This window comes from Anaerolineales bacterium (assembly GCA_030583885.1).
GTDB lineage: Bacteria > Chloroflexota > Anaerolineae > Anaerolineales > Villigracilaceae > Villigracilis.
In genome coordinates, this window is record CP129480.1 from 1035288 (window position 1) to 1060983 (window position 25696).

The window sequence follows — 25696 nt, forward strand, 5'->3', positions numbered from 1 at the left end:
CCCCTACCTGGAACCGGATACCCCCATGCCGCCGCTCTTTCCAGACCGGAAACTTACAAGCTCAGTTTTTCAGCATGCACCCTCAGCCAATTTCTGTGTTCCCTGTATTCGGGCATTATCCTTTCCACCTCCCTCCAAAACCTGCCGGAGTGGTTTTTCACCCGCAGGTGTGCCAGTTCATGCACAACCACATAATCGATCACATCCAGCGGAGCCATCACCAGCCGCCAGGTGAAATTCAATGTCCCATGTACACTGCATGATCCCCAGCGCGTTCTGGCGGACGAAATCCTCACCTGCTTTGGCGCGAACCCGTGCTGCTTTGAATATATATGTACGCGTTCCGCGATCACCGCAAGTGCCTGCTCCCTGTACCACTGTGCGAAAACCCGCTCGCCTCGTTTTTGCGCGCTGCTCGCCAGCCGGAAGCCGCCGTTGAATTTCAAAGCCGGGCGCTGCGGCCCGACAAGCTCCAGCTCATATTCCTTCCCCAGAAATAGAAACTTCTCGCCGCCCAGATACTGCCTTTTGGGAGTCTGTGCAATGGATTTGATCCTCTCCCGTGTGCGGATGATCCATGCAGCTTTTTCCTGAACAAACGACTTGATATCCGCCGCCGTCACCCGCTTCGGTGCACGGACCGTGAGACTGCCATCCCTCTCGATGATGAGCGCCAGCGTGCGTCGTTTGCTGCGGATCAGCTGATCGATTTTGATTTGGCCGGATTCCGATGTCATGCTGGAATTATACTTATGCGGCGGGTAAATGAAAACAAAAAACCGCTTCTGCGGCGGAAAAGACCCCTTGGGACAGTCAAGTGACTGTCCCATGTAACAAATTCCGAGGCGTTTCCCCTTTATGAGTATGGCGCTCTCGGCAGCAAGGTCACTCAGCCCCTGATTCGCTCCGCCAACTTCATGGTCTATACCCATTATCCCCCCAGTTGGGCAAACATCAAAATAAAAAATCAATATTCTGTTGTAAAATAATCAATAGTAGACTCGAAGATATTTTTTAGAACCTTTATGTCCGGGAGACCTCATGGATCGATTTGAATTCGGCGCGCTGGTTGCATCCCTGCGTGATGATATGCGCTGGACGCAGTTGGAACTGGCTGAGAAATCCGGCGTGGATGTTGCGATCATCAGCAATATTGAACGCGGGGAAAGGAGGTCGCTGCTAAAGGATAATATCCTCCTGAAACTGGCGGATGGGTTTCGATTGACCACCCTGGAACGCCAGGAATTCATGTTCGCTGCCAGCGGCGTTGCGGAGCACGACGCGCTCCGCAAGGAACACGATGACGCCTGGTCCGGTTTCGACGCACAGGCTTTTATCAATGAAATGGGGGATCAAGTTGGACGGATCACATTGCCGGTGCTCGTCACGGATTCGTTTTGTGATGTGTTGCTGGTCAATCACTGCCTGCTTGAATTCTATAATGTGCCCGCGGTCCTGATGGAAACCGCGGGGAACGGTCCGGGGGGGTTCAACCAGATGCGCTATGTGTTCCACGCTGATTCGAACTTCCGTGAACTGATCGGGGAGGACAGGTGGGATCAATACGCATTGATCAATGCGCGCTATTTTCGAAGACGCAGCCTGCGCGTCCGTTCGAAGCCCTATTTCTCGAGTTTGCTGAAGGAACTGCTTGACGATAAAAAATACCCGTCCTTTGAACGCTGCTGGCGCAGGATGGTGTTTGAAAGCCGTGATGATTTCCACACCACTTTTGACGAACCGGACGTGGAAAGTGATCATAGTATTGTCGCGGTCGAGTCCCTGCTTGCCCTGACGCCATATGGCGACCTGTACCTGCAACAGATCCTGCCCTTGAACAGAAGGACAGCCGGGCGGATAGAAAAGATCCTGGATAAAACAGGGCAGGGGTATGTGCAATTGGCGCCTTTTCCCGATAAACAAAAACGTTGATGAATTTGTTTGTCGACACTAGTGCCGAGGGGGAGATATGTTGAGCCTGCGAAATCCCGGGCAAAGCAAAAGACCACCTTGTGGTGGTCTGTAGTGCCGAGGGGGAGATATGTTGAGCCTGCGAAATCCCGGGCAAAGCAAAAGACCACCTTGTGGTGGTCTGTAGTGCCGAGGGGGAGATTTGAACTCCCGACCAAGGGCTTATGAGTCCCCTGCTCTGCCACTGAGCTACCTCGGCGTTGTGGATAGAGCGGGGCAAATGGTACTATGGGAGGGGGCATTTGTCAACTTCATGCGGTTCCGTTGATATTAAAACCATTGGAACGCTAAAATTCGTTGAATATTCCCGCAAACACCCTGCTATAATACCGCCATAGGTGTGCCCATGAAAATTCTGTTGTATGAAAATGACCCCAGGGAATCCGCGCTCATTCGGCAGGTTTTGGATGGGAAAAGGACCACCGTGGTTCCCGTTGCATCGAGCGAAGAGGCCTGGGAATACTTTCAATCGAACGAGGCTCATTTCCTGATCGCAAACTGGGAGACAAGCGACCTGCAAACGACCCGCTTCCTCCAGCGTGTGCGCGCTTCGACCCTTGCCCAATCTGTTTTTATCCTTCTGACTACATCGAAAAACCTGGAGGATGTATCCGCCCCGCAAGGCATGGACGATATCATCCAGCGTCCCATAAAAGCGGCTGATCTGAAAAACCGCGTGGCCATGGCGGAACGCATCATTTCATTGGCGGGCAGTCTTGCGATTGCCCGTGATCAACTGGAGAACCAGGCTGTTTTTGACAGCCTGACAGGCTTCATGAACCGACCCGCTTTCCTGCGCCAGTCTGCCGGGGAACTGGAGCGCGCCCGCCGCGCTTCGATGCCCTTGAGTTTGATCGCGCTGGATATTGATAACTTCAAGGTCATCAACGAAAAATTCGGCATGGATCTTGGTGACGATGTATTAAGGATTGTCTCTCAAACGATCCGCGAGAAGAGCAGACCCTACGACTGCATTGGACGCTGGATGGGGGATGAGTTCGTGATTGTGTTGGCCGGCGTCATTGGCGCGGACGCGGAAAAAATTGCAGAGAGGGTGATTGGCGGGGTGCGCGGGACCAGGATCGAGATCCCGAATGAGGCGTCTCTCAATGTGAAGATCAGCGCAGGCATTGCCTCCCTTGCGCGCATCGGCTCCTCCACCGAGGTCGAGCCGTTGATCGAGCAGGGACGGCAGGCCATGGCTCGCGCAAAAGAGGCGGGGGGCAATCAGGTTTTTCTGGTGTACATCTAACCCTGCATCCACCCTAAAATCAATAAAGCCGCCATCCCGACCAGGATGGTGAGCAGGGTATTCCGCGAAACCCATGCGGTCATGATCGCAATGATGCCCGCGAACAGACGGATATTCTCAAGGGAAAAATTCAAGCTTCCTTCGCGGATGAGCAATTCGGGGACGATGATGGCGGACAGCACCGCAGGCGGGACGTAGTGCAATGCGCGCCGCATCGTTTGCGGGACCTCGAACCTGCCAAACAGATAAATGAGCGAGAATCTCAGCCCGAAGGTGATCAACCCGCCGATGAGCATGACCAGCCAGATATTCACAACAGCCCCTTTTTGTCTTCAAGCACCGTGCCAACGACGATTCCGACCAGCGCAGCAAGAATCAACCCTACTCTGAACGGCAGGCTGTAGGCGAGCAAGGCAGTCGTTCCCGCACTGACGGCAGCGGCGATCATCGGGCGTTTTTTCAGGATGGGAACGACCATGGCGATGAATGTGAGCGGGAGGGCGAAGTCAAGCGGCAGTTCTTCGGGGATGCGCGCGCCGAGGAAGATGCCGAGCGCAGTGCTGACCTGCCAGGTGAACCACAGCGAAAATCCTGCGCCAAGCACGAACCAATGACTAAATGGCTGCTCACCCTCTTTTTCATATTTGAGAATACTCGGCGCGTAGGCTTCATCGGTGAGCAGATAGGAGAGCAGCACCTTCCACTTCATGGAAAGGTCGCGCAAGTATGGCGCAAGGGATGCGCTGTAGAGCATGTGACGCAAATTGACCACGGCAATCGTAAGAATGATGACAAAACCCGGCGCGGCGTCCTGCACCAGTTGCGCGGTGACGAATTGCGCCGACCCCGCAAATACGATGGACGACATCATCTGCGAGGCAAACACGGACAAGCCCGCATTGAGCGCCAGCGCACCGTAGATCATGCCAAAAGGAAACACCCCGATCAACAATGGGATTTCGGCACGGACTCCGTCAAGGAAGGCTTTTTGGGATTCGTTCATCGATTCATCCTGCAGGGGCGCAGCGTCGCTGCGCCCCTACCCGTTTTCAATAATTTTCCTCGCCGCGCGCTGCCCGCTCTCCACTGCGCCTTCCATGAATCCCTGAATGACCGTGGCGTGCTCGCCTGCGAAATACAAACGTCCCGCAGGGGTGAATAGCGTCTGCCAGTGTGTCATTATCTGACCGGGTGCAAGCGCCAAGTAGGAGCAGCGCGTGAACGGCTCATTGACCCATGCAACCGTATGCGCCTGTTCGATCAGGTCGGAGGAAGCGGGGAAGAATGTTTTGATGGCGGCGACTGCGGTTTTGATGCGCTCTTCATCGGATAGCTTCGAGAGTTCTGCGCCGGGCCCGCCGCCGGTGTAGGCGGTCAGGATGCCGTGCTCATGCTCGAGGTGGCTGGTGGCGTCCCAGGTCATCCCGATTGGATGGTCGGTGTAGAGGCGTCCGTTCCAGCCGTGTTCGTGCCAGAAGCGTTTGCGGTATTCGATCATCACCTTGGTCACCGCGCCGTAGGAAAGTTCATCCACAAGTTTTTGATGCGCGGCGGGCAATGACGAATGGAAATCGATCATCCGCGCCACGGTGAGCGGGACGGCAAGGATCGCAAAGGATGAACGGATCGTGTGGAATGAATCCAGCTGCTTGTATTTGACGGTCACGCCTTCCGCTTGGACTTTCACCGAAGTGACTACCGCGTTCAAGCGCAGGTCGGGCAGGTGATCCGCAATCGCCCGCGGGATCTGGTCGTTGCCGCCGATGACGCGATAGGAGGAATGCCACGCGTTCGGGTCGCTGTAATACAGGGATGCATTGCGCGCCAGATCGAGCAGCGAAAAATCTTCGGGCTCGCAGGTGTATTCCGAACGGATGTGGTTCACGAACATCGCGCGCGCCAGCGGATGGACATCCTGCGCCCGAATCCACTGCGCTGTGGATTTCGCATCCAGTTCCCTTGCATTCAGCGCGGTTACAGGATTGGCTGGGTCGCTGACCTCCCTGCCCAATTCCGCCAATGCAACCCACATCTTTTGATATTCCGCCTGAAGGTTCGTTCCCCACAACCCCACGTCATCAGTTTCGCCAGCCCTGCCATCAAACGCGCCCCAATCACCGCTTTGACCCTGCCAGCTGCCCACCTGCCCAAGCGGCAGGTTGAACTCCTTTGCCAGTGCGATCATGCGCGCATGGTCTTCGTCAATATACTCGCCGCCGCCCTCGGCGACCAGTCCGTCCGAGAACTCGCGGATCGAATGCACGCGCCCGCCCACGCGGTCCCGCGCCTCCAGCACGGTGACCTTCCAACCCGCCTTGTGCAATTCATGTGCGGCGGAAAGCCCCGCCATGCCTGCGCCGATGATGGTGACAGTTTTATCGCTCATGATCGCTGGATTTTACTTCAAGTTTTGTTCCAGACCCTTGCGGATGGAAACCAGCGTCATCCCCAGAAACAGCAGGATGGCAATCTCATTCAAAAGTCCGCCCCACATGCGCCCGGCTTGCCAGTTGGCATAATTTGCGATCAAACGCAACGAAAGCGATGCGTGCAACAGGATCAAGTGGATGTAGAACGATGATTGGAAATTGATCGGCACGCCGAGGATGGCGGGAAAGATGATCGGTGCGTGACCGAAGATCATCGAGAAGACGAATCCCACGAAGACGGCATGAAGCACCGCGTCATACCTTGGACCCGCAGCCTGCGCGCCAAACCCCAGGCTTAATCCTCCGCCGATGCCGAGCCAGATCAACCCGGGCGCGAGACACCATGCGATGTAGCGTGTGAGCGGAAGTCTGTGATTCAAATTCCGCCATGCGATGTCGTTGGGGATGGACCAGATCGCCAGCAGCAATAAACCCAATCCGCTGATGCGCGTGCCGACCTGCATCTCTGGCATGGCGATTACCATGCCAGAGATCAAAATGAGGACGATGCCGCCGAATAAAAAATGCTGTATCCGTGTGGTACGCAAAACGCGGCTGAGTTCCAGCCGTTCGCCTGCGATGGTCAGCACGAGGAACGCCTGCCAGAACAAAACCACCTGAAAGATCTGCCATCCGAACAGCCACAGCAGGTTGCCTGTGAACCACGTCAACGCGCCGAACAGCATGGTGACCGTGTGCAGGGCAAACTCGCGGCGCGTGATCTCGATCAGGATCGCAACCCCTCCAAGGCTGGCGAGCGTGAGCAGGATCGGTCCGAGCGGCAGAGTCCGAATGAGGAGGGTGACCAGCCAGCCCAGTCCGGCCAGAAGCGGAGGCAGGTACATCCATTTTTGCTTCATTGCAACGGCGCGTTCGAGCGTGATCAACGTCCCCAAAAATCCGGAGATCATCAGCGGACCGTGGAGCATGGCAAGGGACGGTGTCAGCGCGGGCAGTCCCCAGCCGAGGCGCATCAAGCCCGCCCACAACCCGGCGAGCAGGGCGAGGATGGCGAGAAAAAGAAATGGGAGCGCGAATCGATTGGGCATGTGTTGATTAAACCACCAAAGCGGACTTCTGTCACAGTATTTCTCCAAACTATCATGTAGAATCAGAACATCCAACACAGGAGATTGAACATGCTCAGAAAGTTCGTTTTATTGATTACGTTTGGATTCCTACTCCCCGCAACGATTGTCTTTGCCAGGGGGAATTTCGATTACATCACGGTAAAGGGACCGGGCATCACGGGTGAGATCAACATCACCAACCACACACTGACCGGTGATTTCTTTGCTTTTGCCGATTTTACACAGGGGGATGTTCCGCCGCCCGCCGACCCCGGGCAGGGGTATCAGGTGATTCGTATCCATCTTGAAATCGTGGATGATAAACCTACAGACCGTCTATTCGACCAGTTACATTATTATCCCTACAGCGGATATGTCTATTACGATGGTTTGGTGGAGGGAAATTCCGAATATGACGGCAAATGGTACACTGCCAACCCCGCCGCGGCTGCCCCCTTCCGCGCCGTGCTGGCGGAACGCGCGCGCCTGAACTGGATTCCGCTTGCGGCGTTGCTGGTGATCATGGTGGCGGTAGCGTACGCGTATTTCAAAAAGTAGAATCAAAAACGGCGGATGTCATTTCAAAATGTGACGGCCGCCGTTTCATCCCCGCCGCTCCCTTTTCGTTCACCTCAACACAAACACATCCCTGCTTTCGTCATATGCAAGGATGAGTATCCGTCCCTTTTCGAAATTGACCTCCCCCGCATAAACGGAACGATATACATCCGAATCGTCCTTTATCAGAATTTCGATATGATGCCTGCCTGGCATGATCTCTAAAAATTCCAGCGCTGAGATACGCCCGTTGCCGCTGATGCCCGACGGTATGTAGGTTTCATCGAGGATGATCTCATCGTCCGCAAGTACGCGCACCGAGATGGGAAAGTGCGTGCCGCCGAAGATCTTTTCCGCATCCGCGCCTTCGGGCAGGGTGACGCCCTCTGGAATATTTGCAGACGAAATCTTGCCTCGCGCATCCACTGCAATGCGCAATACACTTTCCTGCGCGGCTTGCATGCTTGCGGGAATATCCAGCGGCAAAGCAAGCGCGAAGATCGCGAGCAATAAAACAGTCCCAACCAACCCACTCACAAGTGACGGTATCATCTTGCTGCGTTCCTTCACGGTTGGCAAAACGGGCGGGCGTTTTTCATTTTGATTTTCATGCAGGTCGTTCAAAAAATCTTCCACTGCCTTCGCATCGCCGGGCGTGGCCTCAAGCCAGTGCAACCCTTCCTTGACGAGTGCGGGACGCAACTGCAAACGGTTCAAGAGCCAATGCGCATCTTCGCGATAGATGCCGTCATCGTAGGGATGCGAAAGGATGATAATATCGCGCGTGCCTTCGTTTTCAAGCGCTTTGATCCATTCGATATTGACCGTGCTTGTGGACGGAAGCACCGCCGTGATGACGCGCGCCGCCTCGTTCTCGCCCCAACTTGATACGGTTACTGGAGCATTCGCTCCGCTGACGCTTAATCCCGCAGGCAGACCGCCCAGCGCTTCATCGCGATGACTTGCAAACAAAACCGTGACAGGGTTGCCTTCGTTTCTTTCACGATGCAGCGCGCCTTTAACTGCATTGAAAATTTTCTCGTTGTTGTAGCCGCCGGCCATGTCAATTGCGTCGGTGGGACATGATCCCACGCAAATGCCGCATCCCGTACATTGCGTGGCGTTGATGATGGCGAGTTTGTGATAACCCGAATCGTCGTCCCGGTCCACCATGCGGATGGCGTCGAACGGACATTCGGCGTAGCAGATGGTACAGCCCGTACACTTCGGATCGGTAACAGAAGCAGGTCCGAGGTCCCGACCCGAGGCGAGCCAGGGGAGCAGGAACAGAGTCCCGCCGGCGAGAATCGCCAGTCCCCAGAAGATGACGTTGCCCCACGCGTCGATCAGCGGAAGAAAACCGAGATAGTAGGCGTCCATCGGAGTGGATTCGACCAGCCGCGAAAGATCAGCGGGCGCGGCGGATCGGACAGGCTTGATGAGCGAGAGGATAACCAGCCCAATGATCGCCTGCACACTGACCCAGCGCGGCGACCACCAGCGCGCGCGGGAAAGCCGCAAGCCGTGGATGTAAATTCCGAGGAAACCGATCAGCGGCAGGAAGACATGCAGGAAGAGGATGATGACGAAATTGGAGAACGTGCGCGAGGCAATGTCGGTGGCAACATAGGTGAGACCCGATGTGCCCGCGATGGTGTTCATCATGTACTCGGTCATCCACTGCGCGCGCTCGTCCCAGATCAGCCAGTAGCCCATGGTGCCCACCAGCCAGGTGACAGCCAGCATGATCCAGCCGCTCGTCCATGCCAGCCAGCGCGAACCCCAGTACCGGTCGCTGAGCAGCATTTTAAGCAGATGCAAAATAATGAGCAGGATCATCGCATCGGATGCGTAGCGATGGACACTGCGCATGAGCGAGCCGAACCAGTTTGAGTCTATTTTTTCAACGGTGGCATAGGCGACATCCAGACCAGGGCGGTAGATGGCAGTGAGATAAATTCCCGTGCCGATCAGCACAAGCAGCATAAAGATGGTCAACGTGCCGAGATGATAGAACGGATTGAAATCCGATTTGGTGAAGCGATTGACGCTGCCTTCGAGCTTTACCCAAATTTTTTCGAAGGTGCGCAGGATTTTGCGTTGAGCGTAGGGATTCAGTGTCATGTATCAGGTTCCAAGTGTCAGGTTTCAGGTGTATGTGGTGGTTCCGATACGTCACTCACCATCGTTCGTGACTACTCAACCACCGTGTCTTCTTCGTACAGTAATGGGAATTTATTCATCCTCATCGCATTGGTCGTGACGAAGATGCTGCTGGCGATCATCGCAAAGGCGGAAAAGATGGGCTGCAGTAAACCAGCCATCGCCAGCCCGACCCCGATCACGTTGTAGATCACCGCCCAGCCCAAATTCTGTTTGACACGCTTCATGGATTCGCGTGAAAGGTCAACCAGCCAGGGGATGACCTTCAGATCGTCGCGCATCAGAACGATGTCTGCGGCGGTGCGCGCCACATCCGTGCCGTTATTCATCGCCAAGCCGACTGTCGCGGCGGCGAGCGCAGGTCCATCGTTGATGCCGTCGCCGACCATCGCGGCGTTTTCCGCGAGATGCGCCATCTTTTCATCAGGGCTGAGCGCGGCGTTGACGGGAATCCCCAGAGACTTCTGCCATCTCTTGCCTGCGCTCGAGTCGTCACCCGTCAATACGCCAAGTTTCAATCCGCGCGACTGTAATTCGCTGACCACATCCTTTGCCTCCGCGCGGACTGTCTCCCCCAGCCCCAGGATGCCCCTGACCTGCCCATCCCAACCTGCATGGACGACCGCGAGCCCCGCCACTTTCCATACATCAACTTGTTTACTGATTTCTTCAGATATTTCCAATCCTTCAGCAGACATCAACCGCGCCGAGCCAATGGAGATTTGTTTTCCATTTAACTTCGCCTTTACGCCAAGCGCAGGCAAGGCTTTGAAGGGTTTGGGTGTTGTAAATTCAACTCCGTTCTCTTTGGCATATTCCACGATCGCCTTCGCCAGCGGATGCTCGGATTGATGTTCGATGGAAGCAACGATTTGCAGGAATTCATATTTTGGATTCAGGGAGCTTGCTCCCGCCGCCAGCAAGCTGGCTGATTCCATATAAATTTCCTGCACCCTCATCGGCAGTTGACTCAACGTACCTGTCTTATCGAAGAAGATCTTGTCCACTTTTGCCAGCCGTTCCAAAGCGGATGTGCTTCGCAGGATCGCGCCAGACTCCGCTGCGCGCCCGAGCGATAACCACAATGTCAGCGGGGTTGCCAGCCCCAGTGCGCACGGACACGCGATCAGCAACACCGACAATGCGACCAGCAAGCCCGTCTCCACGCCGGAGAGATAGTTCCAGATCAAAAATGCGGTCGCCGCGAGTAAAATCGCGATCACGGTCATCCATGCGGAGAGTTTATCCACGAGGCGTTCGAGCGGAGAGCGTGCCCATAACGCTTCATGCAGCAACCGCCCGATCTGCCCTGCCGTGGTGGAATCTCCCACCGCTGTTGTGATGACTTCAAAACTGCCATCCAGATTGAGCGTACCTGCCTTGACCCCATCGCCTTCATGATGGGTGATCGGTTTGGGTTCGCCTGTCAAAATGGATTCGTCCACATCGCCCTCACCGATGGCAACCAGACCATCCACGGGGAAGCGTTCGCCGGGTCTTACACGCACACGCATCCCAGGCTGAAGTTCGGAGATGTTCACGGTTTTATCGGCAGCGTTTGTCACCACGGTAGCCTTGTCGGGGATTTGTTCCAAGAGCCGCGCCACCGCCTTGTTGCTGGACGCGTGCGCCTGCAATTCGAGCCAGCGTCCGACCGAGACCAAAAAGATGAGCATCGTGGCTGTATCAAAATACAAGCCGCCATGTCCTGCGATCAAATTTCGGACGGATAACCCGAATGCCGAGAATGTTCCAATTGTGATGAGCGTGTGGATATTCGGCTGTCCGCGCAGAAGGCTTGCAAACCCCGCGCGCAAAATGGGCAAACCCAGCAGCAGCAAGACAGGGATGCTCGTCGCCAGCATCATGATCTGGAAAAAATCCACCAGCCATTGCGTTTCAGGCGATGCCAGCCCGAATAGTTCGCGTCCGTAAATCCCCGCGCCGATGACCATGTCATGCAGCACCATCACACCGCCGATCAGCAGGCGCGTGAAAAATGATTCCTCTTCATCGTGCGGTTTTTCGTTTGGCAGCGTGGCTTGATACCCAAGCGAGCGCACGCGCTTCTTGAGGGACTTGTGATTGGTGATCGATGTATCGTAGGTGATATTCGCCTGATGCTGGATGAAACTCACCTGTGCGTCCACCACACCCCTGGTGCGTTTGAGTTGTTCGCCCACCAGCCATGCGCAGGACGAACACCACATCCCGCTCAGTGTCATGGTGACGTTTTCGCTTCTTCCTTCGACTTGGATCTGCTCCTGCTCCCAGGCTGGAGTCTCCGCCAGAAGGGCTGCCACCTCCCTGCACGATGGGCAGCAGAACACGTCACCGGCTTTGTCCATGAGCGGGTGCAGAGTCGTCAATCCGCACAGGGAGCAGGTGACGAGGGATTTGGCGGGGGAGGAGGTGGTTGCTAGTGTCATAGAATTTTTGTTTCTGACGGTGGTCGAGTAGCCTCGTGCTTGTCGAGGCGTATCGAGACCACACCTGAAATTTTCTGTTTTCTTTTTATTACTGGTTTTGACTGCTTGCGCTCAACCAGCGAGTTCTTCTATTACCAAAACATCACTGGGCCAAGCGCGAAATGTTCGACCCAGCCGAGGGAGGCAAATCCGCGCATGGCGAATTGGAAGCCGAAGAACATCATTACGAGGGATGCCAGTCCGCGCGACCAGATGCGGGAGATGGATTTCCCTGCCAGCCATTTGACGGCAAACAGGCTGGGGATGGTGGCAACGCCGAAGATGAACATGGTCAATGCGCCCAAGAGCGCGTTTCCCGAAGCCATCGCCGCGACGAGCGCGGTCAGGACCAGGCCGCAGGGTAGCAGCCCCCACAGGAGACCGAGCAGGTAGGCGGCCGGGAGCGAAGCGGTTTTGAAGCTGCGAATGGCCTTACCCCAGCGTTGGGATAATCCAGAAAACATAAGTTCGGGCGAGGGAGCTAATCCAATGAAAGCGGATGCCATGTAAAAGGCGACGATGCCAAAGATAATGGAGAGGGACGCTTGCAATGTGTCGAGCGCGAAGATGGTTTGACCGAACATACCAAAAATAAGGCCGAGGAATGAATAGGTGGTGATGCGTCCGGCGTGTGCGAGAAGCCAGGCGAATTTGTTTTGAAAGATGGACTGGCGGCCAAAAAGGATGATGACGGCACTGCACATCCCCGCACAATGAGCAAGGCTTCCGAGCAGACCGAGAAGGAATGATGCGAGCATGTTGTTATGGATAAATTGTCCTCGGAGGTCTTGATAACCTCCGAGGACTTTTCAAAGGAGGCGTTACCGAATGTACCAGGTACGACCCAACAACCACCAATTGCTGAGGTAGTAGATCGCAAACCAGGCGAGGAAGGCGAAGACCAGAACGAGCGTGCCTTTGGGTTGGTTCTTGGGATGTTCCATCTGCTCATCGGTCAGTTTGGTGGATTCGAGCAGGGGATTCTCTTTTCCGCCAACGAGGAGCAGTTGCCCCGCTTCCAAGCGCGGACCGGTGAACACGGAGACCAGGACGACAGTCAGGTACATGATGCCGCCTGTCACCGCGATCAACGCGCCGATACCGAAGATGGCAAGGGTGAGGTCCACGGTGCCGGGCACGACGCCTGCGAAGGTGATATCCCAGTTGCGGCGGGAGACGCCCTGAAGCCCGCTGGTGATCATGCCCAGCGAAACCAGTACGGTGCCGCCGCCGAAGACATATGGCTGCCATTTTGCCCAGCTCTTGAGTTTGAGTTCTTTGCGGAAGATGAGCGGGATGACATAGTAGGTGAAGGCCATGAAGGCGGTGGTCGTGCCGCCGACAACGGTGGCGTGGAAGTGACCGGGCAGGCGCAGGGTGTTATGTGCCAGCATGTTGATCTGCTCGGTGCCGATGGTGACGCCGGTCACGCCGCCGATCCAGCCGAAGATCATCATGGACATGAACAACCCGCCGAAGCCGGGTTCACCCCAGGGCGCGTTGCGCAGCCAGCCAAAGAGTCCCTTGTTGTAGCCTTTCACACGCAGGGCAATTTCGATGGCGGCCGGGATGGAGAAGGCATGCATCATCGAGCCGAGCACAGCTAGGTACATGGCATAGGAGGTGTTGACGGCTTTCCATGCGAAGGTGAGACCGGGGTCAACCAGCAGGTGGTGGGCAGAGCCAAGATTGATGAAGAACAGGTACAGGATGAAGGCGAGGCGCGAGAACTTCTCATTGACCGGGCGGATCCCGGTGGTCATCTGCGCGAGCATATACCAGATGGCGACCATCGCGGCAAGGTTGACCTGCTGGGCGGGATGGCCAAACCCCCAGAAGAAGTTGCGGTAGATGCCGGGGTCGTAATTTGCTATCCACCCCAGCGACCAGAAGAAGGCCGGCACGATGGCAATGGCGCCCTGCAGCAGGGTGTAGACGGCCAGGATGGCGGCAGTCATCAAGCCAAAGACTGCCAGTGGAAGCGAACCTTCAAAACGTTTTTCGCGTTTGGCGACCACGATGTTGATGAAGAACGTAATGACCGTGATCAACGCGCCAACCGCGAACAGGATGTAGCTCAGGTAGAACAAGGGGTGTGCCTTGAGCGGTACATAGGCGGTGAAGGTCACAATGCTGTTGGTGTCGAACAGGACAACAAAGTTGACCATCAAGCCGCCGATGACCATCAGAATGAAACCAAACCATGCAAGTTTTGGCGCGGCATGGCGTGCGTTCAACAGGGCGGTCGAACCGAAGTGCAGGCCGGCCATCTCGAAGAATACGATCCATGCCACGAGCATGTCGATGCCGTGGATGGTCAGCAGGCTGTAGAACCATTTGGCATCCAAAAGGTGGATCGCCTGCCAGCGGGTGAGCGCGATCAACAAAGCCGCGATCCCGCCCAGTAAAAGGCAGACCACCGCCATGACCGCATTGGCGATGATCAGGCGTTCGGCATGCATGTCCACTTTGAGGGTGGTCACGCCGCAGACGCGATAATCGTCCTTCGCGCCGGCAGTCCAGGGGGTTGTGGGTGCGAGAGCTGTCATTTCCATTCTCCTACTTGACGATCACTTTGCCGACCATGGTGTGGTGGCCGAGATTGCAGAACTCATTGCAGACGATGGTGAATTCGCCCGTGCTGGTCGGCACGATGGTCGCCACATAGTCATAGCCGGGAATGATCTGCAAGTTGATGTTTACCGGCTGGAGCGAAAACCCGTGCTGCAGATCCATCGAAGAGATGTGCAGGCGGTAGGTCTGCCCCTTCTCCAGCTGCAAAATGGGATACCACTGCCATGTGCTGGCGCGCAGGTAGGCGTCGCCGCCGGGAGGCGGGGCAACGACGGGGATCCCGTTCTCTTCCCCGATCTTGTATTCCTCCACAAAGGCATTGACCTGCGCAGCGAACTGTTCGCGGGTCACGCGGTACGTTTCCGTCGGCACGTTCTGCTTCCCAAGGAAATACCAGAGCGGCATCATCACGGTCAGGAACACGCACCACACAAAAGCCACTGTGAGCCAGGTCTTTTCCATGCGGCCCAGCGGCTTCCACCAGATTTTTTCAGGCGCTAACATTCTTCTCTCCTCTTTTTAGTATGGGGCGGGCGGCACGTTCAACAGGTCGATGATCCCCCAAACGTTATAGATCAAAGTACTGATCAACAGCGACAACAGGAACAACAACCAGATGTTATCGAACCATTTTTGCCATTTGGTGGCACTTTCGTTCTCCTGCTTTTCCTTCTTGGACATGGCACTCTCCTTTTGTAATGTGTCTTATTTCACAAATATTGTCTGAATTACATCCATCTTAGCAAGAGGGATGAAAACAGGCAGTGACTTTAGTTACATTTCATATGATCTGGGAATCAAAAAACCGCCTCCACACGGAGACGGTGCTCGCTTCATTCTTCGGGGATGCCTGATTCTGTTTCCCCGGGCATTTTCCTCCCCCCCACATGCTCAAGGCGGCGTACCCATATTGGGCACTTTCCTCGCCGCCGAGGATGTATGCCCAGATGGATGGGTACGGCGGCTGAGCACAAGGTTTATCCCAATGCCTTCTTCGCGGCCTGGATCACTTCCTCGTAATTTGGCTCCTCGCCAAGCGCCGGCAGATAGTTGACATAGGCCAACTTGCCGTCACGCCCCACGATAAAGACCGAACGGCGCAGGTAACGGCGTTCCTTGATCAGGATGCCGTATTTGACGCCGAACTCCGCCTCCACCACATCTGAAACAACCTTCACCTTGTCCACGCCTGTCGCGCCGCACCAGCGCTTCTGAGCCATGGGGAAATCCGTGCTGACGGTGTAGATGACGATCTCATCGCTTAGTTTGGCGGCCTCCTCATTGAAGCGGCGGGTCTCGCGGTCGCATGTATCAGTATCCAGCGAAGGCACAGCGGAAAGGATGATGACCTTTCCCTTGGATTCCTGAAGCGGGTTGAGCTTCGCCCAGCCCATGATCACAGAAGTGAATTCGGGGGCGGCATCGCCCACCTTCACTTCATCGCCCAGCAGGGTGACGAAATTATCCCCAATTTTGAATGCATCAGTACGAACAGTTGACATGGTTTGTCTCCGTTGGTAAATTTTACATATTTTACTTGATTTGTGAATGACCGCAGTATAATTGCATAGCAATTTGCCGGAGAGAGAAATTCGGATGGCAATCGGTACGAAACCGCTTCATCTTGGCTCTATTTTGCCAGGCAAGGCTAAGGAAACCTTAATTCCATGAACATTGTGCTGGTTACAGGCGGAGCCGGGTTTATCGGCTCGAATTTTATTCACCATGTATTGCGCGTCGAACCTGATGTCAGGATCATCAATTTTGACGTACTGACCTACGCGGGCAGCCTCGAAAACTTAAAAGATGTTTCGGAAGAACCTCGCTACACGTTTGTTCGGGGGGATATTTGTGATACCGACTTCGTTGAGAAGTTATTGGACGAACATGCCATTGATACGATCGTACATTTTGCCGCCGAGTCTCATGTCGATCGTTCCATCCTGGGTCCCAGGCAATTCATCGAAACCAATGTCATGGGAACCTTCTCGATGCTCGAGGCGGCGCGCAGGATTTGGCTGCAACATAGGAACCTTCCGCTCGAAACTGTCCGCTTCCATCATGTGTCCACGGATGAGGTTTTTGGTTCATTGGCGCCCGCTGAACCCGCATGGACCGAGGAAACACCTTATGCACCCAGCTCGCCCTACGCGGCCTCCAAGGCATCCAGCGATCATCTCGTCCGCTCATACGGGCATACCTATGGATTGCCGTTCACGATCACCAATTGCTCCAATAATTACGGCCCCTGGCAATTCCCCGAAAAGCTCATCCCGCTTATGATCCTGAATGCCGTTGAGGGCAAACCCCTGCCTGTCTATGGGGATGGACAGCAGATCCGTGACTGGCTGCATGTGCAGGACCACTGCGAAGCGATCCATCTTGTCCTGAAGAAGGGCGTGGTTGGTTCAACGTATAATATCGGCGGTGAGAATCAACCTGCCAATCTGACCATTGTCGAAACCATCTGCGAGATCCTGGATGAAGTGCTTCCCAGTTCACCGCATAAACCCCACAAAAAATTGATCCAGTTCGTGAAGGACCGTCCCGGACATGACCGCCGCTACGATATGGACACATACAAGATCAGCACGGAACTGGGCTGGCGCCCGCGTCACACCCTCGCCGAAGGCCTGCTCGATACGGTCAACTGGTATCTCTCCCATCCGGAATGGGTGACCGCCATCCGCGGGCAGCACAAGTATCAGGGCTGGCTGGATGCGAACTACAAATCACGGTAATCAGGAGTAAGTTCAATGAAAGGCATCATTCTTGCAGGCGGACGTGGGACGCGCTTGTATCCGCTCACACTGGCAACCAGCAAACAAATGCTGCCCGTGTATGACAAACCGATGATCTACTACCCCCTGTCCATGCTGATGCTGGCTGGGATACGCGAAATCCTGATCATCAGCACTCCTGAAGATCTGCCTGTTATTCGCAGGCTTTTGGGAGATGGAAAATCCTGGGGGGTGCAATTCTCCTATGCCGAGCAGGCAGAGCCGCGCGGTCTGGCAGATGCATTTTTAATCGGCAGGGAATTTATTGACGGGGATCGTGTTTGCCTTATTTTGGGTGATAATATCTTTTTTGGGCAGGGACTACCCGCTCAACTGCAAACTGCCGCCGTGCTGGAGCGGGGCGCATTGATCTTCGCCTATCCGGTACAGGATCCGCAGCGCTACGGTGTGGTGGAGTTTGACACTGAAGGGAAGGCAATCAGCCTCGAGGAGAAGCCTCAGAAGCCCCGCTCCAATTACGCAGTTCCCGGGTTGTATTTCTATGACGAGCGCGTGGTGGAATTTTCCGAAACCTTAAAACCATCCGCGCGCGGCGAGATCGAGATCACGGATTTGAACCGTATCTATCTGGACATGGGCGAATTGCAGGTCATCCCGTTCGGGCGCGGCGTGGCCTGGCTGGATGCCGGCACGCACGAGTCCCTGCTTCAAGCGGCAAACTTTGTACAGGTGGTGGAGGACCGCCAGGGATTGATGATCTCCTCACCCGAGGAAATTGCCTATCGGCGGGGGTTTATTAATCGAGATCAATTACGGGAATTGGCGCAGCGGATTGGAAGTAGTAATTATAGAAATTATCTACTTCGACTGGCAGAAGAGAATGAGACATAAGATGCAGGGTGATTTATCTTATAAAGATAATAGACCTCTTGCATAAGTGTGCCATAATAGGCACATGCGCTACGAAACGATCCAACACCTGAAAGATACGGACTTCAAACGGCTCACCGGAGTACAGCGCACAACCTTCGATCTGATGCTGAAATTGGTCAAAAAAGGCTTGGGCATCTTCGGCAGACCGCGCCAGCGACAGCGTGTTTGAAGTGGTGCTGGTGGATGTCTGCGAACAGCCAATCGAGCGCCCCAAAAAACCAAAAACGGCATTACAGCAGCAAAAAAGAAGCGTCATACCCAAAAAGCGCAGGTCATTGCGGATCGAAAAAGCGCCCAAATCGTGACCACGGCATTTAGTTATGGCAGCAAGCACGATTTTCAATTGTTCAACGAAGATGACTGTGAGTTTGCCGAACACCTTTGCATTCCGGCAGATGCTGGCTATCAAGGATTGAGCCAACTTCATGAAAACAGCCAAACTCCTTTCAAGAAATCCAAGTACCATGCGCTGACGAAACGCGAGAAACAGAGTAACCGGGCTTTGGCTCGAAAACGGATCGTGATTGAGCATCCGCACGTTGAAAGTGTTTCGTATCCTGTGTGAGCGGTATCGCAACCGTAGAAAGAGATTTGCCTTGCGCTTCAATTTGATCGCTGCGATTTACTACCTCGAACTCAACTCTACATGACTTTTGCAAGAGGTCTATTCTTCATTTCTTATCTCCTTCGGCAAGACATTGGAATTGAGAGAATAAGAAATGATTCGGTCCTTTGCTGGTTTTTTTACTATTCATTGACGTTTTCGCCTTGAATACGATGGAAGGAGAGTTTTCCCAATTGGTCAAAACTTCCGCCTTCCACGCCCTGATTCCCATAGATCGGGAATTTCTGTCCCGAATCGCGCAACTGTTTCAATGTCTGTGCAAGCCCTAGCGTACCGTATTCACGCGTGCGTGTGGTGTGGTCGAGGTCAATCATCTCAGTCATAAAAGTCTGGTTTGTACCAGCCTGCTGCAGGATGCGCCCGTCGGGGTCAATGATCGTGGAACGCCCGCCCCCCCATGTGCCGACGCCGTTCACGCTCACGAAGTAACACTGGTTGAACAACGCATTCGCCTGCGCCATCACCAACTCCAGCGGGCGGTCGGAGGTGGGAGTGAGTGTTGGCTGGATGATCACCTCCGCCCCCATCCATGCCAGCGTACGCGAGACTTCGGGGAACCACATGTCATAACAAATACATAGACCGAAACGCCCCACGCCGGGGATGTCGAACACGCAGAACTGGTCGCCCGCCGCTGTCCCCGCTTCATACGGAAGCCACGGAAACATCTTGCGATACTTCGCCACTATATCGCCGTCGGGTGAGATGACCACCGATGTGTTGTACATTTTGTCGCCTTCGGCCTCCCACATTGAGCCAGGGATCAGCCACTGTCGGGTCTTGCGCGCCAGGTCGCAAAAACGATCCGTCTGCGGTCCGGGCACAGGTCCGCTGTTCTTCTTGAACCAGTCCACATCCACGGGTGTTTTGAATTGCACCAGACCTGGCACCACCAATTCGTGGTACACCACCATGTTGATCCACGGAAGTTGCTTGTGGATATTCAACGCCACATCAGCCATCTTCTCAAATGTCCGATCCACGTCCCACGCTTCAACGGACATTTGCACAGCAGCGATTCCAAATAAACGACTCATAAAATTCTCCGAAGGTATGGATTCCATCAGCTTGCTGATGGTTAATGCGACAGTGAGCTGTCTGACTCCATATTGATTTATTCCACAAAATGACAGGCGACTTGTCTTCCGCCTCGTTTCGACAGGCTCAACGCATCGCCTACCTGACGTAAAGCTGGTTCTGTTTCCTGACAAATTTTCTGCGCGATGGGGCATCTCGTATGGAAGCGGCATCCCGGAGGCGGGTTGACAGGGCTCGGCACATTGCCCTCCAGCACCTTTAACTCGCGTTTGTCTTCGACCACAGGCATGGGGATCGCGCCGAACAACGCCTGCGTGTACGGATGTCGCGGCTCGTTGTACACATCTTCCGCCGAGCCGACTTCCACCAACTTGCCCAAATACATCACGCCGATGCGGTCACTGATATGTTGGATTACATTCAAATCATGCGAGATGAACAGATAGGTCAATCCAAATGATCGTTTGAGGTCATCCAGCAGATTGATGATTTGCGCCTGCACTGAAACATCCAGCGCCGACGTCGGCTCGTCCAGCACGATCAGTTTCGGATTCAACGCCAGCGCCCGTGCCACCGCCACACGCTGACACTGCCCACCAGACATCTCGTGCGGGAAGCGGTCGAGATGCTGACCGCCCAAGCCGACCTGTTCCAGCAGTTCGATTACCCGCGGACGAATTTCGTCCTTTTCCAATACATTGTGCGTGACCAGCGGCTCGGCAATGATCTGCTCCACCTTCAAGCGCGGACTCAACGACGAAAGCGGGTTTTGAAACACGATCTGCATTTCACGGCGGATGGGTTTCATATTGCGTTTGTCGATTGCAGTGATATCTTTTCCGTCGAACAGCACACTGCCTGAAGTCGGTTCGATCAGCCGCAGGATCATCCGCCCGAGCGTAGTCTTCCCGCATCCCGATTCGCCGACCAGCCCGAAGGTCTCGCCAGAGGCGATGGAGAGATCCACCCCGTCCACCGCGCAGACATGTTTGATGTCGCCCGAAAGCCAGCCGCCCGGCAATCGGAAATGTTTCTTGAGGGAGTGAACTTCAATAAGATGGGTCATAATTTTGCTCGGTGGTTGAGTAGGGCGAAGCCCGTATCGAAACCACCAATTTTATGGATATGTTTCATTGCTGGTTTCGATACCTTCGTACTCAACCAGCATGTTCAACTAAAAAACATGAAGCCAGATGTTCATCGCTGACATTCAACAACGCGGGCGATTCAGTGTTGCAGCGGTCAAAAGCAAACTCGCAACGCGGCGCAAATGGACAGCCTTGCATCGCGCCAGGATTCGACGGAACCGTGCCGGAAATAGCCGCCATCTTTTTTCCGCGCGAGCCGGGTTTTGGAATGGCATTCATCAGCCCGCGCGTGTAGGGATGCCGGGGATTGGTGAAGATATCCTTTGTGGAACCGATCTCTGCCACACGGCCTGCGTAGAGAACAGCGAGACGGTCACAAGTCTGTGCGACGACGCCAAGATTGTGCGTGATCAGGATGACCGAAATATCGAACTGCTTTTGCAGGTCGCGCAGAAGTTTGAGGATCTGGGCTTGAATGGTGACATCCAGCGCGGTGGTGGGTTCATCTGCGATCAGTAATTGCGGATCGCACGAAAGCGCCATCGCGATCATCACGCGCTGCTGTTGTCCGCCCGAGAGTTGATGGGGGTATGAATTCATCACGCGCGTCACATCGGGGAGTCCCACCGCTTCGAGCGTTTCACCTGCGCGTTCGCCGGCTTGTTTTGCGTTCAAGTCCGTGTGTTGACGGATCACCCGCACCATCTGTGAGCCGATGGTGAACACAGGATTAAGCGACGATGACGGGTCTTGAAAGATCATCGCGATTCTTCCGCCGCGCAGCTGTTCCATTTCAGAAGCGGACGCATCGAGCAGATTTTTGGAATCAAAGTTGATGATCCCGTTTGTGATGCGCGCCGAGCGCGGAAGCAGACGCAACACCGAGAGCCCCGTGACCGTTTTTCCGCAGCCCGTCTCGCCGACAAGTCCAAATACTTCGCCGCGTTTTACGTTGAAGGAAATTCCATTCAACGCCTTGAGAATACCGCGCGAGGTTTTGAACTCAAGGTTCAAATTAGAGACAGTGAGAAGATTGCTTTGCTCCGCTTGCAATGACATGGTCATTTATATTGCCTCGGGTCAAAGATGTCACGCAATGTGTCGCCCAGCAAATTGAACGCCAGTACCACCACGAAGATCGCAATGCCAGGATACGTCGCAACCCACCATTGGTTTAAAATCAACTCACGCCCCTCGCTAACCATCAAGCCCCAATCGGGCGAAGGCGGCTGTGTGCCAAGCCCCAGAAATGCCAGCCCGCCCATCGCAAGGATGACCGTGCCGAGATCGACAGTTGCCTGTACGAGGATGGGGGAAATCGTATTCGGCAGGATATGCCTGAAGATGATGACCGCATCCCTCACGCCGATGGCTTGGGCAGCCTCTATGAAATATCTTTCCCTCAAACTGACCGCCACCCCGCGCGCGATGCGCGTGTACCAGGGCCACCACGAGATGACCAATGCGATGGCAGCTTTGTCCAGTCCGCGCCCCAAAGCAGAGGTGATCGCCATTGCCAAAAGTAATGAGGGAAATGCCAGGAACAAGTCCGTGATGCGCATGATGATTTCGTCCACCCAGCCGCCTTTGTAGCCAGCCAGCGCGCCGAGCGGAGTGCCTATCAGCACCGCGAAGAAGACCACGCCCATTGGTACCATCAATGCCGCGCGCGCGCCGACGATGATGCGGCTGAGCATGTCACGCCCGAGCTTGTCGGTGCCGAGCGGATATTCAGGAGAGGGAGCCAGCAGGGCGTTGGGAGCGTTTGTCTTCCCGGCACCTTCGAGCGGATACGGTGCGATCTGTTTTGCAAAGACAGCGACCAAAATGAAAAGAATGATAATGATTGTGCTCATCAACGCCAGCGGGTCCCGCATGATGACAGACAGCACGTGACGGAATGTGCGTGTGCGTTCGTTTTCAGGGGCGGGGATGAGAGGAATGGTGGTCATTGTTTTCTTAAACACAAAGGGCACGAAGGACTCGAAGGAAAACCTTTGTGTACTTGGTGTCCTTCGTGTTTAACTCAATTCAAACTCACGCGTGGGTCAACCCAGGATTGGACCACATCCACGATCAAATTGATGAGGACGTATCCAGATGCACCGAGCAGGGTCATACCCATGATGGCGGGATAATCGAGATTTAATAACGAGCGTGTGGTAAAAAGACCTAAACCGGGCCAGGTGAAAATAATTTCAACGAAGAAGGTGCCAGTCAATGCAAAAGCGAAGGTCAAGCCGATGACTGTCAGGGTGGGGCTGATGGCATTTTTCAACGCGTAGATGTAGGTGATGACACTGTCTCGAACCCCATAGGCGCGCGCGGTGCGGATGTAATCCTGCTCCAGCACTTCGAGCATGGTGGCGCGGGTCATGCGGGCGATGAGCCCGATGGGGTAGGCGGCAAGCGTAAATGCGGGAAGGATCAGGTGCAGGAGAGAGTCCTTAAGGGCGACCCAGTTTCGAGTTAAGAGAGAATCGAGGACGATAAAGCGCGTGATCTCCGTCACAGGGCTGATGAAGCGTATGTCGGCATCCAATCTGCCGATGAGCGGAAGCCATTCCAGGTTGCGGAAGAAAATAATTTGCAAAAGAAGTCCAAGAAAAAAGGCGGGCATAGAAACGCCGATGATGGAGATCAATCGAACAACCAGATCGGGGAGTTTTCCCTGCCAGCGTGCGCTGAGAACCCCAAGCGGAACGCCGATAAGCAGGGCAAGGAACATGCCCGCAAGAAGCAGTTCCAGCGTGGCGGGCAGGCGGTCTGAAATTTCCTGAGTGATCGGGCGCTTGGTAGAAATTGAGTTGCCCAAGTCGCCTTGCAGGAGTTCGCCCATGTAGATGAAATATTGTGTGGGGAGCGGTTTATCCAACCCCAATTTCTCGCGGATGCGTGCCAGTTCCTCCGGGCGCGCTTTGGGACCTGCATACAACGATGCGGCATCAGTCGGCACCACCCTTGCGATGAAGAAGGTGATGATGGAGACACCCAGTAAAACGAAGAGGGATGTCAGCAGGCGGCGGAGGATGAATTCGAGATGGCGCATGATTTAGGAATCGTCCCGAAGGTTTGAACGATTCAACAATGCTTTTCGAGAAACCTTCGGGACGATTTATTCAAGGTAGGTTGCTTTATTTCGCAGGGCGCAGGTCGTAGAAGAAGTACTGCACGAACGGATAGTTCAGATTGTACTGGAAACCCTCGATGCTGTTTGGGATGATAAAGACAGCCTTGGTGTCGAAGAAGAACAGACCAGCAGCTTCGTCCACGAGCAGGTTCATGGCTTCCACGTACTTCGCCTGAGACGCGGCGGGGTCGGTGACGGTCAGACCGATGGCTTCATCAACCAGTGTGTTGAATTCTGGGTTGTTCCAATAGGACAGGTTGAAGAAGGGCTTTTCGGTGTAGTAGAACATGGACCAAAGGTTGTCGGAGCCCGCGTCGGAGTAGGTGGGCCAGTAGAGCAGGAGGAACATGTCCTGTGCGTTGGCGGGATCGTTCTTCGCTTCCGCCCACTGCGTTCCGAAGGCGATGGCTTCGATGGTCACATCCACGCCGAGTTCGGCATAGGCATCCTTGATGAGCGGGGCGTAGGCTTCGTGGGTGGCGTTCTCTGCGGCATAGGTCAGGCGCAGGCTGAATCCACCGCCTTCGTAGCCTGCTTCGGCGAGCAGTTCCTTGGCTTTATCGATGTCGTAGGTGTACTGATTGACATCAGGTGACCAGGGCCACACTCCCGCAGGCACGGGTCCGTGGCTTTGCGTGCCGAGTCCCTTGACACCGATCTGGATGATGTCTTCGTAGGGGATGGCATAGGAGAGCGCCTGACGAACCTTCGGGTCATTCAACGGCGGGCGCAGGGTGTTGAAGAAGCCCACATAATTGAAGAAGGAGGGTTCTTCAAGGTAGGTGTAATCGGGATTGTCCTTGAAACTGCCGTAGTTGTCGCGCGGGATGCTGGTGACGAGGTCAACACTGCCCGATTCGAGCAACTGCTGCTGGGTCAATGCTTCCGGGATGATCTGCACGAGGACGGTGTCGAACTGGTCATCCTCCCAGCCGCCCCAGTAGTTTTCGTATTTCTGGAAGACGATCTCCTGGTCGGGGACGTAGGACTCGATCACATACGGACCTGTGCCTGCTTCCACGCCATTTGCCCAGTAGTTTTCGTCTGCGGCAGCGGCGTCTAGTGCTTTGGGGCTGATGATCCAGGCTCCGTAGAGGGAAGAGGCGATCAGGTCGATCGGGGCGGATGCGCTCAGGTTGAATTGGACGGTCAGGTCGTCCACGACTTCAATAGAGTCCACCATCCACCAGATAAAGGATGCGCCGCCGGAGGTGCGTGCGGCATCCAGTGATTTGACTACGGCGTCGGCATTCATCGGTTCGCCGTCATGGAAGGTGACACCAGAGCGCAGGTTGAAGGTCCACACCGTTCCGTCTTCATTCGATTCCCAACTCTCGGCGAGCAGAGGGGTGAATTGCTCGGCGGAGCCAGGCGGGTTGACACTGAGCAATTGCTCATACACATTTGCCATGTATGCCGCTTCGGTCGAGAAGGATTCGATGGGATCCCAGGTGGTGATGTTGGCGGTATTGGCGACCTTCAGCACCTGTGGGAGCTCTGGTGCAGGGGGGGCTTCCGTCGCAGGCGCGGCATCCGCAGGGGGCACCTCTGATGCAGCAGGCGCTTTGGGTGCACACGCGCTCACGATCATCGAAAGCGCAACGAGCAAGGACACGAACAAGGTAAAGCGTTTCATAGTTTCTCCTCTCAAAGGCA

At 54.9% G+C, this 25696-nt stretch carries 24 protein-coding genes and 1 tRNA gene; 5 read left to right on the top strand and 20 right to left on the bottom strand.

Going from position 1 to position 25696, the window contains the following annotated elements:
• Positions 1-53: 53 nt before the first annotated feature.
• A complete protein-coding gene (locus QY332_05220) occupies positions 54-737 on the bottom strand; it encodes a SprT family zinc-dependent metalloprotease (protein ID WKZ37328.1) in 684 nt (227 codons plus the stop codon).
• Between the two features lie 304 nt (positions 738-1041).
• On the opposite strand from QY332_05220, the gene QY332_05225 reads away from it, so the two are divergent.
• The gene (locus tag QY332_05225) at positions 1042-1932 is read left to right on the top strand and encodes a helix-turn-helix transcriptional regulator (GenBank protein ID WKZ37329.1); all 891 of its coding nucleotides are present in this window, start codon (positions 1042-1044) and stop codon (positions 1930-1932) included.
• 166 nt (positions 1933-2098) lie between these two features.
• Here the strand turns inward: QY332_05225 and QY332_05230 are convergent.
• A tRNA-Met gene (locus QY332_05230) sits at positions 2099-2170 on the bottom strand.
• Positions 2171-2317: 147 nt separating this feature from the next.
• Between QY332_05230 and QY332_05235 the strand changes: the two genes are divergently transcribed.
• Positions 2318-3223: a diguanylate cyclase gene (locus QY332_05235; protein ID WKZ37330.1), complete on the top strand. Its 906-nt coding sequence runs from the start codon at positions 2318-2320 to the stop codon at positions 3221-3223.
• Here the strand turns inward: QY332_05235 and QY332_05240 are convergent.
• Genes QY332_05240 through QY332_05255 form a run of 4 tightly spaced genes read right to left on the bottom strand, consistent with a single transcriptional unit; the run spans position 3220 to position 6701 of the window.
• The gene (locus QY332_05240) at positions 3220-3537 is read right to left on the bottom strand and encodes an AzlD domain-containing protein (protein ID WKZ37331.1); all 318 of its coding nucleotides are present in this window, start codon (positions 3535-3537) and stop codon (positions 3220-3222) included. The genes QY332_05235 and QY332_05240 overlap by 4 nt on opposite strands.
• Positions 3534-4226, bottom strand: coding sequence for an AzlC family ABC transporter permease (locus tag QY332_05245; protein WKZ37332.1), 693 nt, complete (start codon positions 4224-4226; stop codon positions 3534-3536). Before QY332_05245 ends, QY332_05240 begins: the two co-directional genes overlap by 4 nt.
• Before the next feature lie 36 nt (positions 4227-4262).
• The gene (locus tag QY332_05250) at positions 4263-5609 is read right to left on the bottom strand and encodes an FAD-dependent oxidoreductase (GenBank protein WKZ37333.1); all 1347 of its coding nucleotides are present in this window, start codon (positions 5607-5609) and stop codon (positions 4263-4265) included.
• Positions 5610-5621: 12 nt separating this feature from the next.
• Complete coding sequence (locus QY332_05255) at positions 5622-6701, bottom strand: hypothetical protein (GenBank protein WKZ37334.1); 1080 nt, start codon at positions 6699-6701, stop codon at positions 5622-5624.
• A 90-nt stretch (positions 6702-6791) separates the two neighbouring features.
• On the opposite strand from QY332_05255, the gene QY332_05260 reads away from it, so the two are divergent.
• Positions 6792-7280: a hypothetical protein gene (locus QY332_05260; GenBank protein WKZ37335.1), complete on the top strand. Its 489-nt coding sequence runs from the start codon at positions 6792-6794 to the stop codon at positions 7278-7280.
• A 69-nt stretch (positions 7281-7349) separates the two neighbouring features.
• Here the strand turns inward: QY332_05260 and QY332_05265 are convergent, their stop codons facing one another.
• The 7 genes from QY332_05265 to tpx form a co-directional block, all read right to left on the bottom strand.
• The gene (locus QY332_05265; GenBank protein WKZ37336.1) at positions 7350-9404 is read right to left on the bottom strand and encodes a 4Fe-4S binding protein; all 2055 of its coding nucleotides are present in this window, start codon (positions 9402-9404) and stop codon (positions 7350-7352) included.
• 71 nt (positions 9405-9475) lie between these two features.
• Entirely contained in the window at positions 9476-11872 is a 2397-nt protein-coding gene (locus QY332_05270) for a cation-translocating P-type ATPase (GenBank protein WKZ37337.1), read from the bottom strand.
• 131 nt (positions 11873-12003) lie between these two features.
• Complete coding sequence (locus tag QY332_05275) at positions 12004-12669, bottom strand: sulfite exporter TauE/SafE family protein (GenBank protein WKZ37338.1); 666 nt, start codon at positions 12667-12669, stop codon at positions 12004-12006.
• A gap of 63 nt (positions 12670-12732) precedes the next feature.
• Complete coding sequence (locus QY332_05280; GenBank protein ID WKZ37339.1) at positions 12733-14460, bottom strand: cbb3-type cytochrome c oxidase subunit I; 1728 nt, start codon at positions 14458-14460, stop codon at positions 12733-12735.
• Between the two features lie 10 nt (positions 14461-14470).
• A complete protein-coding gene (locus QY332_05285; GenBank protein WKZ37340.1) occupies positions 14471-14989 on the bottom strand; it encodes a hypothetical protein in 519 nt (172 codons plus the stop codon).
• A gap of 15 nt (positions 14990-15004) precedes the next feature.
• Positions 15005-15166, bottom strand: a complete 162-nt coding sequence (locus tag QY332_05290; GenBank protein ID WKZ37341.1) for a hypothetical protein — start codon at positions 15164-15166, stop codon at positions 15005-15007.
• Between the two features lie 296 nt (positions 15167-15462).
• On the bottom strand, positions 15463-15987 hold the full coding sequence (tpx, locus tag QY332_05295) for a thiol peroxidase (GenBank protein WKZ37342.1): 525 nt from the start codon (positions 15985-15987) through the stop codon (positions 15463-15465).
• Between the two features lie 165 nt (positions 15988-16152).
• Here tpx and rfbB point away from each other — a divergent pair, with 165 nt between their 5' ends.
• Positions 16153-17226, top strand: coding sequence for a dTDP-glucose 4,6-dehydratase (gene rfbB, locus QY332_05300; protein ID WKZ37343.1), 1074 nt, complete (start codon positions 16153-16155; stop codon positions 17224-17226).
• Positions 17227-17241: 15 nt separating this feature from the next.
• Positions 17242-18117, top strand: a complete 876-nt coding sequence (gene rfbA, locus QY332_05305) for a glucose-1-phosphate thymidylyltransferase RfbA (protein WKZ37344.1) — start codon at positions 17242-17244, stop codon at positions 18115-18117.
• Positions 18118-18130: 13 nt separating this feature from the next.
• Here the strand turns inward: rfbA and QY332_05310 are convergent, their stop codons facing one another.
• The 7 genes from QY332_05310 to QY332_05340 form a co-directional block, all read right to left on the bottom strand.
• Positions 18131-18586, bottom strand: a complete 456-nt coding sequence (locus QY332_05310; GenBank protein ID WKZ37345.1) for a hypothetical protein — start codon at positions 18584-18586, stop codon at positions 18131-18133.
• Between the two features lie 320 nt (positions 18587-18906).
• Positions 18907-19821 (bottom strand): carbon-nitrogen hydrolase family protein, encoded by a 915-nt coding sequence (locus QY332_05315; protein WKZ37346.1) that lies wholly within the window; start codon positions 19819-19821, stop codon positions 18907-18909.
• Positions 19822-19898: 77 nt separating this feature from the next.
• The gene (locus QY332_05320; GenBank protein ID WKZ37347.1) at positions 19899-20888 is read right to left on the bottom strand and encodes an ABC transporter ATP-binding protein; all 990 of its coding nucleotides are present in this window, start codon (positions 20886-20888) and stop codon (positions 19899-19901) included.
• Between the two features lie 91 nt (positions 20889-20979).
• A complete protein-coding gene (locus QY332_05325) occupies positions 20980-21975 on the bottom strand; it encodes an ABC transporter ATP-binding protein (protein ID WKZ37348.1) in 996 nt (331 codons plus the stop codon).
• Positions 21972-22862 carry an ABC transporter permease gene (locus tag QY332_05330; protein ID WKZ37349.1) on the bottom strand — a complete coding sequence of 297 codons (891 nt, stop codon included), beginning with the start codon at positions 22860-22862 and terminating at the stop codon, positions 21972-21974. Before QY332_05330 ends, QY332_05325 begins: the two co-directional genes overlap by 4 nt.
• Positions 22863-22936: 74 nt before the next feature.
• On the bottom strand, positions 22937-23959 hold the full coding sequence (locus QY332_05335) for an ABC transporter permease (protein WKZ37350.1): 1023 nt from the start codon (positions 23957-23959) through the stop codon (positions 22937-22939).
• An 85-nt stretch (positions 23960-24044) separates the two neighbouring features.
• A complete protein-coding gene (locus QY332_05340) occupies positions 24045-25676 on the bottom strand; it encodes an ABC transporter substrate-binding protein (GenBank protein WKZ37351.1) in 1632 nt (543 codons plus the stop codon).
• Positions 25677-25696: the final 20 nt, after the last annotated feature.